Source organism: Pseudomonas sp. TE3728 (assembly GCF_056279145.1).
The window spans coordinates 4,897,531-4,911,283 of the sequence record NZ_JBWBQT010000001.1 but is presented as its reverse complement, the minus strand read 5'-3'; the positions used below and the strand labels follow the sequence as shown (position 1 = coordinate 4,911,283).

Below are 13,753 nucleotides of genomic sequence, written 5' to 3'. Positions count from 1 at the left end.
ATGACTGCGAAGTTGGAAAAAGTTCTGATCGCCAACCGCGGTGAGATCGCCCTGCGGATTCTGCGTGCCTGCAAAGAGATGGGCATCAAGACTGTCGCTGTTTACTCCAAGGCCGACAAAGAGCTGATGCACCTGGGCCTGGCAGACGAATCCGTCTGCATCGGCCCGGCCTCGGCCGCGCACTCTTACCTGCACATTCCGGCCATCATCGCCGCCGCTGAAGTGACTGGCGCTACCGCCATCCACCCAGGCTACGGCTTCCTTGCGGAAAACGCCGACTTTGCCGAACAGGTCGAGAACTCCGGCTTTGCGTTCATTGGCCCGAAAGCCGAAACCATTCGCCTGATGGGCGACAAGGTATCGGCCAAGCACGCCATGATCGCCGCCGGCGTGCCGACCGTTCCGGGTTCCGACGGCCCGTTGCCGGAAGACGAAGAAACCGCTCTGGGCATTGGTCGCGAAGTCGGCTATCCAGTGATCATCAAAGCCGCTGGCGGCGGCGGTGGTCGTGGCATGCGCGTGGTGCACAAAGAGGAAGACCTGATCTCCTCGGCGAAACTGACCCGCTCCGAAGCGGGCGCAGCGTTCGGCAACCCGATGGTCTACCTGGAAAAATTCCTGACCAACCCACGTCACGTGGAAGTTCAGGTACTTTCCGACGGCCAGGGCCACGCCATCCATCTGGGTGACCGCGATTGCTCGCTGCAACGTCGCCACCAGAAGGTTCTCGAAGAAGCGCCGGCACCGGGCATCGACGAGAAAGCACGCGCTGAAGTCCTCGCTCGCTGCGTCAAGGCTTGCATCGACATCGGCTACCGTGGCGCCGGCACTTTCGAGTTCCTGTACGAGAACGGCCACTTCTACTTCATCGAGATGAACACTCGTGTCCAGGTAGAGCACCCGGTATCGGAAATGGTCACCGGCATCGACATCGTCAAGGAGATGCTCAGCATCGCCGCTGGCAACAAGCTGTCGTACACCCAGGATGACGTCGTTATCCGCGGTCACGCGCTGGAATGCCGGATCAACGCCGAAGACCCGAAAACCTTCATGCCTAGCCCAGGCACGGTCAAGCATTTCCACGCGCCAGGCGGCAACGGCGTTCGCGTCGATTCGCACCTGTACAGTGGCTATGCCGTTCCGCCGAACTACGATTCGTTGATCGGCAAGCTGATCACCTACGGCGCCACCCGTGACGAAGCCATGGCGCGCATGCGCAATGCGCTGGACGAAATCGTGGTCGACGGGATCAAGACCAACATCCCGCTGCACCGCGACCTGGTCCGCGATGCTGGCTTCTGCGAAGGTGGAGTCAACATCCACTACCTCGAGCACAAGCTGGCTGGCGAAAAGCATTAAGCTGTGATCCATACCAACAAAGCCGCTTTCGAGCGGCTTTGTTGTTTCTGAAGCAAAGTCAAAAGATCGCAGCCTTCGGCAGCTCCTACATTTGACATGCGCTCCCCTTGTAGGAGCTGCCGAAGGCTGCGATCTTTTGATCTTCGACCATGGTCGTCTTCTTAGCCACGCTCGCGTAAACTTGCGCGCTTCTCGCAGCCCGCCAGGTTGCAATCCATATTTTTCAAAGGTGCCCGCCATGCCTTGGCTGCAAGTCCGTCTCGCCATCAGCCCAGAACAAGCCGAAACCTACGAAGACGCGTTCCTTGAAGTGGGCGCTGTGTCGGTGACCTTCATGGACGCCGAAGATCAGCCGATTTTCGAGCCGGAACTCAATACCACCCCGCTGTGGTCGCACACTCACTTGTTGGCCTTGTTCGAAGGCGGCACCGAAGCCGCCAGCGTACTGGCCCACCTCGAGTTGCTGACTGGCAGCCCGCTGCCCGAGCATCACAGCGAAGTGATCGAAGACCAGGACTGGGAACGCAGCTGGATGGACGGTTTCCAGCCGATGCGTTTCGGTCAACGCCTGTGGATCGTCCCGAGCTGGCACGCCGCACCTGAGCCTGACGCAGTGAACTTGCTGCTGGACCCGGGCCTGGCGTTCGGCACCGGCACTCACCCGACCACCGCGCTGTGCCTGGAATGGCTCGACGGTCAGGACCTGAAGGGTTGCAACGTGCTCGACTTCGGTTGCGGCTCGGGGATTCTGGCGATTGCCGCGCTGTTGCTGGGCGCCAAGCAAGCCATCGGCACCGACATCGACGTGCAGGCGCTGGAAGCCTCCCGCGACAATGCCGGGCGCAACAACATTGCCGACGAACTCTTTCCGCTGTATCTGCCGCAAGACCTGCCACAGGTTCAGGCCGACGTGCTGGTGGCCAACATTCTTGCCGGCCCGCTGGTTTCGCTGGCGCCGCAGCTGTCCAGCCTGGTCAAGCTGGGTGGTCGTTTGGCGCTTTCAGGCATCCTCGCCGAACAAGGTGAAGAAGTCGCCGCGGCCTACGCTCAGGACTTCGATCTGGACCCGATTGCCAATCGCGACGGCTGGGTACGCATTACTGGCCGTCGGCGCTAGAATGAGCGCCTGCATAAACCGGATTACCGCATGACCGACAGCTTCGTCACCCAGTGCCCGCATTGCCAAACCAGCTTCCGCGTCAGCCATGCTCAGTTGAGCGTGGCCCGTGGAGTGGTTCGTTGCGGCTCGTGTTTGCAGGTGTTCAACGCCGCCAAGCAGTTACTCGAGCAGCGGGCCGGCAAGGAAATGGTCAAACCGGTTGCACCGGCGCCCGTCGAACCGCCCGTGCAGCGAGCCATCAGCCAAAAGCAATGGACCGCTGCAGAAATGGATCTGGACAGCCTGGATCTGGACGAAGAGCTCGCCCGGCTTGAACAGCGGGAAATCCAGCCAACTACGGAATTCACTCGGCCCCGCGAAGACAGCCTCAGCGCTCGCCGCGATACCACCGAGCATGACCAGGAGCCCTGGTCCGACAGCCTCTTCAGTGAATCGGCCGCCGATCGTGCAAAAACCGCCGACGCGCCCACGCCAGAACCGACGATCGAGCCGAGCAAACACTCGCGCACCGAGCCTTCGCTGTCGCTGGAGCCCGCGGATCTGGACGACGAACCCGAGATCCAACAGCTGCGCCTGCACGACCCGCTCGACGCCCCGATCCCCTTTGGCAGCCTGTCGGCGACTCCCGATGAAGTCGACGACGACCTGCCCTCGGTCGAACCCCTGCGCAAGCGACGTGAACGCAGCGAACCGGCGCTGCGCGCGGAAGTATTGGAGGATCTGACCGACGATCCGTTGCAACTGGACTGGCAAAAACGTCGCTCCCCCTGGGGCCGGCGCTTTTTCTGGCTGCTGCTGATCCTGCTCGGCGCCGCCGGCCTCGCTGGTCAATACGTCGCCTACCACTTTGACGAACTGGCACGCCAGGACCAGTACCGTCCGTGGTTCCAGCAACTGTGCCCGCAGATCGGCTGCACCGTGCCGTCCAAGGTCGACATCGCGAAAGTCAAAAGCAGCAACCTGGTGGTCCGCAGCCACCCGGACTTCAACGGCGCGCTGGTGGTCGATGCCATCATCTATAATCGTGCGCCCTTCTCCCAGCCCTTCCCGCTGCTGGAGTTGCGTTTTGCCGACCTCAACGGCCACCTGATCGCCAGCCGTCGCTTCAAGCCCGGCGAGTACCTCAACGGCGACCTCGAAGGCATGGCGGAAATGCCGCCGCAAACGCCGATCCACATCGCGCTGGACATTCTCGATCCAGGCCCCAAAGCGGTGAACTACAGCCTGAGCTTCCATTCTCCCGAGTGAAACGCTCGAGTGTTACAGGCTTGACGACGGTTTTCTGACTTTGACGTTCAAACCAAACCGCTGGCGATAACGAATTAACTGTTCAGATTTTATCCAATTCAGCCTTTATCCAGTCATCGAGAGCGGGTATCATGCCAACCCTTTTTCGAACTCTCATGATCCGGCCCCACAACAGGGAAGTCCTATGTCGGCGGTACGCATCGGTCCATATACATTGCACAACGGCTTGATTCTCGCCCCCATGGCGGGTGTCACCGATCAGCCCTTTCGTCAGCTGTGCAAGCGACTGGGCGCGGGCCTTGTAGTCTCGGAAATGGTCACCAGCGACATGAGCTTGTGGAACACCCGCAAATCGCGGATGCGCATGATCCACGAAGGCGATCCCGAGCCTCGCTCGGTACAGATCGCCGGCGGAGATGCGCAGATGCTGGCGGATGCAGCCCGGGCCAACGTCGAACTGGGCGCGCAGATTATTGATATCAACATGGGCTGTCCGGCGAAAAAGGTCTGCAACAAGGCCGCCGGTTCCGCCCTGTTGAAAGATGAAGCATTGGTGACCGAGATCCTGCAGGCCGTAGTGGCCGCGGTCGATGTGCCGGTTACCTTGAAGATCCGCACCGGATGGGACCGGGCGAACAAGAATGGCCTGACAGTGGCGAAGATTGCCGAGCAGGCAGGCATTACGGCGTTGGCGGTACATGGCCGCACCCGTGCCGATCTGTATACCGGGGAAGCCGAGTACGACACCATTGCCGCGATCAAGCAGGCGGTGTCGATTCCGGTGTTTGCCAATGGCGATATCGATTCGCCCGAGAAGGCCCGGTACGTGCTCGACGCGACCGGTGCCGATGGCCTGTTGGTAGGTCGGGCTGCCCAGGGGCAGCCATGGATTTTTCGTGAAATCGACCATTATCTGCGTACCGGCGAAAAACTCCCGGCACCGGAACTGATCGAGGTGGAACGTATTCTGCTTGAGCATCTGGCTGCGCTGCATGCCTTCTATGGCGACGTCATGGGCGTGCGCATAGCTCGCAAGCATGTGGGCTGGTATCTCGCAACCTTGCCGGGCGCCAGGGAGTTCCGCGCCCACTTCAATCGTTTGGAAGATACGGAAGCACAATGCGCCTACGTTCGGGCCTTCTTCGCCGAACGTTACAAGAGCCTGACAGGGGACGGAGAAGGGGTGGCCGCATGACGATGATGACCGAGACTTTAGTGAGTGGAACAACACCCGTGAGCGACAACGTAAATTTGAAACAGCACCTCAATACGCCGAGCGAAGAAGGTCAGACCCTTCGCGGGAATGTCGAGAAGGCGCTGCACAATTATTTCGCCCACCTTGAGGGCGCTGCCGTCACGGATGTGTACAACCTGGTGCTCTCCGAAGTCGAGGCTCCCCTGCTCGAATGCGTGATGAACTACGTCAAGGGCAACCAGACCAAGGCCAGTGAGCTGCTCGGGCTGAACCGGGGCACCCTGCGCAAGAAACTCAAGCAGTACGATTTACTGTAAGCATTCAATCAAACCAGAAAGGCGCCCGCGTAAGACCGGTCGCCTTTTTTGCTGACTTCCCTTGCTTTTGATGGAAATTGAAATGACCGACCAGACTACCCGCCTGCCGATCCGCCGCGCCTTGATCAGCGTTTCCGACAAGACCGGGATCCTTGAATTCGCCAAGGAGCTTGAAGCCCTGGGCGTCGAGATCCTCTCCACCGGCGGAACGTTCAAGCTGCTGCGCGACAACGGTGTTGCCGCAGTGGAAGTCGCGGACTACACCGGTTTCGCAGAAATGATGGACGGCCGGGTGAAAACCCTGCACCCGAAAATCCACGGCGGGATCCTCGGTCGTCGCGGTATCGACGACGCCATCATGAATGAGCACGGCATCAAGCCGATCGATCTGGTTGCGGTCAACCTGTACCCGTTCGAAGCCACCATCAACAAGCCAGGCTGCGACCTGCCGACCGCCATCGAGAACATCGACATCGGCGGCCCGACCATGGTCCGTTCGGCAGCCAAGAACCACAAAGACGTGGCCATCGTGGTGAATGCCAGCGATTACGCCAACGTCCTGGGAAGCCTCAAGGCCGGCGGCCTGACCTACGCTCAGCGTTTCGACCTGATGCTCAAGGCCTTCGAACACACCGCCGCCTATGACGGCATGATCGCCAACTACATGGGCACCGTGAACCAGGCGGCTGAAACCCTCTCCACCGAAGGTCGCAGCGAATTCCCGCGCACCTTCAACAGCCAGTTCATCAAGGCTCAGGAAATGCGCTACGGCGAGAACCCGCACCAGAGCGCGGCGTTCTACGTTGAAGCCAAGCCTGCGGAAGTCGGCATCGCCACCGCCACCCAGCTGCAAGGCAAAGAGCTGTCGTACAACAACGTGGCCGACACCGACGCCGCGCTGGAATGTGTGAAGAGCTTCGTCAAACCGGCCTGCGTGATCGTCAAGCATGCCAACCCGTGCGGCGTGGCCGTGAGCCCGGACGCTGAAGGCGGCATCCGTCAGGCCTACGAACTGGCCTACGCCACCGACACCGAATCGGCGTTCGGCGGCATCATCGCCTTCAACCGCGAACTGGATGCAGAAACTGCCAAAGCCATCGTCGAGCGTCAGTTCGTCGAAGTGATCATTGCCCCGTCTGTCAGTGAAGAAGCTCGCGCTATCGTGGCAGCCAAAGCCAACGTGCGCTTGCTGGCCTGCGGTGAGTGGTCGGCTGATCGCGCCGCTGCGTGGGACTACAAACGCGTCAACGGTGGTCTGCTGGTGCAGAGCCGCGACATCGGCATGATCGGTGCCGACGACTTGAAAGTCGTGACCAAACGCGCCCCGACCGAGCAAGAGATCCACGACCTGATCTTCGCCTGGAAAGTCGCCAAGTACGTTAAATCCAACGCCATCGTCTACGCCAAGAACCGTCAGACCATTGGTGTCGGCGCCGGACAGATGAGCCGCGTGAACTCCGCGCGTATCGCCGCGATCAAGGCAGAACACGCCGGCCTGCAAGTGCAGGGCGCAGTCATGGCATCGGATGCATTCTTCCCGTTCCGTGACGGCATCGACAACGCGGCCAAGGTCGGTATCACTGCGGTGATCCAGCCAGGTGGCTCGATGCGTGACAACGAAGTGATTGCTGCTGCTGATGAAGCCGGCATCGCCATGGTATTCACCGGCATGCGCCACTTCCGTCACTGATCCGACGCGTGCCCTGTAGGAGCTTGTAGGAGCTGTCGAGCGAAGCGAGGCTGCGATCTTTTGATCTGGCTTTTAAAGCAAAATCAAAAGATCGCAGCCTCGCTTCGCTCGACAGCTCCTACAGCCCTACAAGGATTTGCAGCGTCTTCCCAGATTTTTGAGGTTTTTGAAATGAATGTTTTGATCATTGGCAGCGGTGGCCGTGAACACGCCCTGGCCTGGAAAGTGGCTCAGGATCCGCGCGTGCAGAAAGTCTTCGTTGCCCCGGGCAACGCCGGCACCGCCATTGAAGCCAAGTGCGAGAACGTCGCCATCGACGTGCTGGCCCTTGAGCAGCTGGCTGACTTTGCCGAGAAGAATGTTTCCCTGACCATCGTCGGCCCGGAAGTGCCGCTGGTTGCCGGTGTTGTCGATCTGTTCCGCTCCCGTGGCCTGGATTGCTTCGGTCCGACCGCTGGCGCTGCTCAGCTGGAAGGTTCGAAAGCCTTTACCAAAGACTTCCTGGCGCGCCACAAGATCCCGACCGCCGACTACCAGAACTTCACCGAGATCGAGCCAGCCCTGGCTTACCTGCGTGAAAAAGGCGCACCGATCGTGATCAAGGCCGATGGCCTGGCCGCCGGTAAAGGCGTGATCGTGGCCATGACCCTGGGCGAAGCCGAAGACGCGGTGCGCGACATGCTCGCCGGCAACGCATTTGGCGACGCCGGTTCACGCGTGGTGATCGAAGAGTTCCTGGACGGCGAAGAAGCCAGCTTCATCGTCATGGTCGACGGCAAGAACGTATTGCCGATGGCCACCAGCCAGGACCACAAACGTGTCGGCGACGGCGATACCGGCCCGAACACCGGCGGCATGGGCGCTTACTCCCCGGCCCCGGTCGTCACGGCCGAAGTCCATCAGCGGGTCATGGACCTGGTGATCTGGCCGACCGTGCGGGGCATGGCCGAGGAAGGGAACGTCTACACCGGCTTCCTCTATGCCGGCCTGATGATCGACAAGGCTGGTAACCCAAAAGTCATCGAGTTCAACTGCCGTTTCGGCGATCCTGAGACCCAACCGGTGATGCTGCGTTTGCAGTCGAGCCTGGTGTTGCTGGTCGAAGCGGCCCTGGCGCAAGCGCTGGACAAGGTCGAAGCGCAATGGGATCCACGTCCGAGCATCGGTATTGTATTGGCCGCTGGCGGGTACCCGGGTGACTACGCCAAAGGCGTTGCCATCAACGGCCTGGATGCAGCCGCGACACTGGAAGGCAAAGTCTTCCATGCCGGTACTGCGCTCAAGGACGGTCAGGTGGTGACCGCCGGTGGTCGGGTACTGTGCGCAACCGCCATGGGCACCAGCGTTGATGCAGCCCAGCAGCAGGCTTACAAACTGGCGGCTAAAATCGACTGGGAAGGCTGCTTCTACCGTAAGGACATTGGCTACCGCGCCATTGCCCGCGAGCGTGGCGAGAATCAGGAATAAGCCATCCATCCGGCCAGGCAAGGGCGTGCGGCCCTTGCCTGACTATTCCGGCACCGCGCATAGTTATACTTTGGCATTAACCTACGAAGGGATTTCGCCGTGCGCTGGCTCAGGATTGCCATAGGCTTCGCCGTCACTCTGCTGACCTTGCTCTGCATGCTCCCGGCCCAGGCCACGCAAGGCAGTGGCTGGGCGGTATTGCTCGACGAACAGGGCGACCTGCAGCTGAGCGACATCCGCTCCAGCCGCTACACCAACCAATTCAGCCCCATTGAACTTGATCACCTCACCGCGGCCGCACCCGATGGCGCGCTATGGCTGCGTTTCAAGCTCGCGCCCGGCAAGCATGAACAGTTGCTGCGAGTGTTCGCACCGGACCTGATGCACCTCAATCTGTATGTGCTCGACGGCGACCAGTTGATCGATCAATTGAATACCGGTACCGCGCAGCTCCAGGTTAAGCCTCCCCTTCCCAGCAGCGACTTCATGTTGCCGCTGCCACAAAGTGACAAAACCCTCGACGTCTACCTGCGGCTGGTCTCCGAACACCAGTTCCGGCCTTACATCACGCTGCAATCGGCGGTCATGACCGCGGCCACTCAGTACCAGACGCTGATCTATGGCTTGCTCTTCGGCTGCCTCGGGATGCTGATCCTGCACAACCTGACCCGTTACCTCTACACCCGCTCGCGCAGCAGCCTCTGGCTGGCAGCGTGCGAAGGGCTGCTGATGCTCAGCCTGGTGTTGCTGCTGAACCTGGCCCGGCCATGGTTACCGAACTGGTCCGTCGTGCAAACACCCGGTGCCTACCTCGCCTTGCTGATGACCGCGCCTTGCGGCCTGATGTTCGCCTACCGTTTCTTCGCCCCGCTCGGTCCTCACCCGTTGAACAAGCTGCTGCTGGGGAACATTCTGTTCATCATGGCCTGCGGCCTGCTGTTGCTGTTCGTCAACACACTGCCGCTGAACCTGATCACCTATGGGCTGGTTGCTCTGGCCGGTCTGAGCATGTTGTTCGTCAGCGCCCATCACTGGCAAAAAGGTTATCGCCCGGCGCGTCTGTTCGTGGCGGCTATGGTGGTATTCAACCTCGGCACATTGATTATTCTGCCGGCACTGCAGGGGCTGACCCTGGTCGCCCCACAAAGCCTGATCATTATTCTGCTGGTGTTTATCTGTATCAGTGGCCTGTTGATGAGTATTGCCTTGGGCGAGCGACAGCGCAGCATCACCGAAGACCGTTTCAGCGTTAGTCGCGACCTGGCCGCCAGCAACGCCGAAATCAACGCCAAAGCCGAATTTCTGGCGAAGATCAGCCACGAAATCCGCACCCCGATGAATGGTGTGCTGGGCATGACCGAATTGCTGCTGGGCACACCGCTGTCGGTCAAGCAACGCGACTATGTACAGACCATCCATAGCGCCGGCAACGAGCTGCTGACACTGATCAACGAAATTCTCGACATCTCCAAACTCGAGTCCGGGCAGATCGAACTGGACGACGTGCAGTTCGACCTCAACGCCCTGATCGAAGATTGCCTGAGCATCTTCCGCGCCAAGGCTGAACAGCAGAACGTCGAGCTGATCAGCTTTATCCAGCCGCAGGTACCACGCGTCATCAGCGGAGATCCCACGCGCCTGCGCCAGACCCTGCTGAGCCTGCTGGAAAACGCCCTGAAGAAAACCGATGAAGGCGAGATCCTGATCGTTGTCGCCCTGGATGAACGCAGCGCCAAACCGCGGCTGCGCATCGCTGTGCAAGACAGCGGCCAGCCCATGGAGGCGGAAGAGCGCGATGCGTTGATGCATGCCGAACTGCACAGCAAACACTTCCTCTCGGCCACCAGCCTGGGGGGCAATCTTGGACTGGTCATCGCCCGTCAGCTAATCCGTTTGATGCAAGGCGAGTTCGGCATCAAGAGCGGCGCCAACCAGGGCAGCACTTTGTGGCTGACCCTGCCGCTGGACCCAGACCGTCTCGAACATCCGACCTCGGACCTGGACGGTCCGCTGCAAGGCGCACGCGTACTGGTCGTGGACGACAACGACACTTGTCGCAAGGTATTGGTGCAGCAGTGCAGCGCCTGGGGCATGAACGTCAGTGCCGTACCATCCGGCAAGGAGGCCCTGGCGCTGCTGCGCACCAAGGCCCACTTGCGCGATTACTTCGACGTGGTCCTGCTGGATCAGAACATGCCTGGCATGACCGGCATGCAGCTCGCGGCCAAGATCAAGGAAGACCCGAGCCTGAACCATGACATTCTGCTGATCATGCTCACCGGCATCAGCAACGCCCCGAGCAAAATCATCGCGCGCAACTGCGGGATCAAGCGAATTCTCGCCAAACCAGTGGCCGGCTATACACTCAAGACCACGCTGGCGGACGAGCTGAACCAGCGCAATAAAGGCCTCTCCGTCTCGCAGCAGCTGCCCACCGGCCCTACCCTTCCGGTCAAGGTGCCCAGCGATTTCCGCATTCTGGTGGCCGAAGACAACAGCATCTCGACCAAGGTCATACGTGGCATGCTGGGCAAACTCAACCTGCAACCGGACACCGCCAGCAATGGCGAAGAAGCCCTGGTGGCGATGAAAGCCCAGCGCTACGACCTGGTGCTGATGGACTGTGAAATGCCGATCCTCGACGGTTTCTCCGCCACCCAGCAACTGCGTGCCTGGGAAGTCGGCAACCAGCGGATTCGCACCCCCGTGGTGGCGTTGACCGCACACATCCTCGCCGAGCACAAAGAGCGCGCGCGCCAGGCGGGCATGGACGGACACATGGCCAAACCGGTCGAGCTGTCACAACTGCGCGACCTGATCGAGCATTGGGTTGCCCAACGTGATCAGCAGAATCGTACGGCTTCGACGTTCTGACGATGCAGTCCGGTGCCCGAAAGTGGTTTTAACAATCGGGCAGGACGTATCACTGCCCCATATCGACCTTCTCGACCAGAAGCGCCACGTTGTCCGCCAATCGATTCCCGAGCTTGCGGGTAATCGCTTCGCGGGATAACGCGTAGAGGGTTTCGGACAGATTCGCCCGTGCGTATCGTACGCACACCTGACCTTCTACTTCATCGACCTCAAAACGCTGCGACCACGGATTCAGGGTCAGCGCCTGCCGGGTCTTGAATTCAAGATAAATGCTGCTGATCGAGGTCGGGCTTTGCCCCACAATCGCCAGCAGGCGCACAGCCTTGAGCGGTAAACAAGGTGCTTGCATCTCCTCTTCGCAACGCTCCTCGGGCCATATCTGGATGGCAGGGACATAACACGGCAGTTGCGCCGCATACGCCAAAAACCCGCCAAGAGCATGATCTTCACCACCGCTATTTGCCATTGCAGCCAAGGCCCATTCAAGCGCTGAAGAGGCGTTTAGCCCGTTGAGAGAAAAGTCCTGGCGAAACTTAAAGTTGCGGATCCAGAAATCATCCAGCACCGCAACATAAGCGTCATACCAGCTTTCAACTTTCATGCTTTCGATTTTTTTGTTGGCAACCAATTGCGCCAGCAGACTTGAATGTACGACATCATCATAAGCCGATATTTTTTCAATATCCGACAAAGCAACAACGGCATTACCCACCCTCAACAAGCTGTATAGCTGAACCATAACAAACCCTCAATGAAAAAAGGACGACCGAGAAGCGGCCGCCCTTTTAAAACATTCGATCAGATGTCGTAATCTTCGATCTTGGTTTTCGCATTCAAACCAAGTTTTGCACGAATCGTGTCGCGGGTTTGCTCGACGATATAAGGCACTTTCCTGAAGACAGAGTCACCGCGATACAGTTTCACCTCGCGGGAGTCCCAATCCATGAACAGCACTTGCTTTGCGGTGTTCTTGCGGATGAAACGAACAGTACCCAATGCCATGGTGACTTCACCGTTGACTTCGGTGCAGGTGCCGGCCGCCATGCCACCCACACCGTGCTCCAGCATGTTGCGCTCATACAGGGTCAACGCGGTTTCACGCTTTTTCAATGCGGTGATTGCATCGCCCGCCACCTTCAACATCAGGACGGAGGCCGAGCCAGGCACGGCAAGCCCGGCAACCACACTGCCGAGGATCTCCAGCACCAATTGATCCATCCGTACGGTGTTACCACTGATATTCATGTCGTTGTAGTACTTACTGGTCGGCAGCCAGCCTGCATGGGTCATGACTTCCAGGAACTGGTAATACCATTCCTTGCCCTGATACTCGTACGGGAACTTTTTGTTTGCGACCAGACTTGCGAATAGAAAAGCGTGTTGAACATCTTCCCGATTTTGCTCACTCAGGTTGCCGGTAAAGGACAAGATGCCCTCACCCACGATGGAACCTTTGCCGGGCTCATTGACAACCGGTACCGAAAAACTGCGAGGGCGCATAACTTCAGCGCCGTCCAGCTCATAATTTTCCAAACGATGAATACATTCGGCTACAGCGCAATCCTCGACACTATGAACATTCATTACCAATTCCTTATTAATTAAAACAGGCTCCTCTTGAACCCGCCAAACAACAATAACCAACGACAGAAGAAACGCCAAACAAGAACATGTAACCTGTTGATATCAACATTTCGTCAACTAACAAACTTCAACCTCAACAACTTACATTTACCCCCCGTTTCCTCACGCCATCCCCCCAAACATTAAACCGACTGATAGACTCCGCTCTGTCCATCTGCCGCTGCGAGCCGAAATCATGCTCCACGTGTTGTTCAGCGTTTACCTGAAGATGCTGGTGCTCTACAGCCCGTTCTTCGTGTTGTCCTGCTTCATCAGCCTGACCCGCGGTTATTCGCGCAAGGAGCAGCGACGCCTGGCCTGGAAAGTAGCGGTCGCCACGCTGGTTTCCAGCGTTTTGCTATACCTGTTCGGGCGGGTCATATTCAGTGTCTTCGGCATTACCGTAGACGCGTTCCGTATCGGTGCCGGCAGCGTGCTGTTCATCTCGGCACTCGGCATGGCTCAAGGCAAGTCGGCGGTGCAGACCGACAACGTGCAACAAGACGTGACCATTGTCCCGCTGACCATCCCCCTGACGGTCGGCCCCGGTACCATCGGAGCTCTGCTGGTCATGGGCGTGAGTCAGCCCCACTGGGATGACAAACTGACGGCCATCCTCAGCATTGCGCTGGCCAGTTTCACCGTCGGCGTGGTGCTTTATCTGTCCAGCCGAATAGAACGGATTCTTGGCGATCAAGGCCTGCAGATTGTCAGCCGATTGATGGGGTTGTTCGTTTGTGCGCTGGCGGCACAGATTATTTTTACCGGGGTGAAAGGCTATCTGGTTCCCTGACCCGACAGGCAAAAAGGCAGCAAGTTGTATCAACCTGCTGCCTTTTTTCGACCAGGACGTAATCGCA

At 59.0% G+C, this 13,753-nt stretch carries 11 protein-coding genes; 9 read left to right on the top strand and 2 right to left on the bottom strand.

The features are described from left to right. The 8 genes from accC to ACZ89R_RS21400 all read left to right on the top strand — a co-directional run bounded on the left by accC (nt 1) and on the right by ACZ89R_RS21400 (nt 11,270). Complete coding sequence (gene accC, locus ACZ89R_RS21435) at nt 1-1,359, top strand: acetyl-CoA carboxylase biotin carboxylase subunit (RefSeq protein WP_008069032.1); 1,359 nt, start codon at nt 1-3, stop codon at nt 1,357-1,359. Between the two features lie 238 nt (nt 1,360-1,597). Beyond that, complete coding sequence (gene prmA / locus ACZ89R_RS21430; RefSeq protein ID WP_429544656.1) at nt 1,598-2,476, top strand: 50S ribosomal protein L11 methyltransferase; 879 nt, start codon at nt 1,598-1,600, stop codon at nt 2,474-2,476. Between the two features lie 30 nt (nt 2,477-2,506). After that, complete coding sequence (locus tag ACZ89R_RS21425; RefSeq protein WP_429544657.1) at nt 2,507-3,727, top strand: DUF3426 domain-containing protein; 1,221 nt, start codon at nt 2,507-2,509, stop codon at nt 3,725-3,727. A 184-nt stretch (nt 3,728-3,911) separates the two neighbouring features. Then, nucleotides 3,912-4,922, top strand: coding sequence for a tRNA dihydrouridine synthase DusB (gene dusB / locus ACZ89R_RS21420; RefSeq protein ID WP_007907421.1), 1,011 nt, complete (start codon nt 3,912-3,914; stop codon nt 4,920-4,922). Continuing rightward, nucleotides 4,919-5,239 (top strand): DNA-binding transcriptional regulator Fis, encoded by a 321-nt coding sequence (fis, locus tag ACZ89R_RS21415; RefSeq protein ID WP_030128251.1) that lies wholly within the window; start codon nt 4,919-4,921, stop codon nt 5,237-5,239. The genes dusB and fis overlap by 4 nt, the downstream gene beginning before the upstream one ends. Nucleotides 5,240-5,321: 82 nt before the next feature. After that, nucleotides 5,322-6,929, top strand: a complete 1,608-nt coding sequence (purH, locus tag ACZ89R_RS21410; protein ID WP_429544658.1) for a bifunctional phosphoribosylaminoimidazolecarboxamide formyltransferase/IMP cyclohydrolase — start codon at nt 5,322-5,324, stop codon at nt 6,927-6,929. Between the two features lie 171 nt (nt 6,930-7,100). Beyond that, nucleotides 7,101-8,396, top strand: a complete 1,296-nt coding sequence (gene purD / locus ACZ89R_RS21405; RefSeq protein WP_429544659.1) for a phosphoribosylamine--glycine ligase — start codon at nt 7,101-7,103, stop codon at nt 8,394-8,396. A gap of 99 nt (nt 8,397-8,495) precedes the next feature. Further along, nucleotides 8,496-11,270, top strand: a complete 2,775-nt coding sequence (locus ACZ89R_RS21400; RefSeq protein ID WP_429544660.1) for a hybrid sensor histidine kinase/response regulator — start codon at nt 8,496-8,498, stop codon at nt 11,268-11,270. 49 nt (nt 11,271-11,319) lie between these two features. Here the strand turns inward: ACZ89R_RS21400 and ACZ89R_RS21395 are convergent, their stop codons facing one another. Then, nucleotides 11,320-12,009: a hypothetical protein gene (locus ACZ89R_RS21395; protein WP_429544661.1), complete on the bottom strand. Its 690-nt coding sequence runs from the start codon at nt 12,007-12,009 to the stop codon at nt 11,320-11,322. 59 nt (nt 12,010-12,068) lie between these two features. Beyond that, the gene (locus ACZ89R_RS21390) at nt 12,069-12,854 is read right to left on the bottom strand and encodes a hypothetical protein (protein ID WP_008069023.1); all 786 of its coding nucleotides are present in this window, start codon (nt 12,852-12,854) and stop codon (nt 12,069-12,071) included. 235 nt (nt 12,855-13,089) lie between these two features. Here ACZ89R_RS21390 and ACZ89R_RS21385 point away from each other — a divergent pair, with 235 nt between their 5' ends. Continuing rightward, entirely contained in the window at nt 13,090-13,686 is a 597-nt protein-coding gene (locus tag ACZ89R_RS21385) for a MarC family protein (RefSeq protein WP_008069021.1), read from the top strand. The last annotated feature ends 67 nt before the right edge of the window (nt 13,687-13,753 follow it).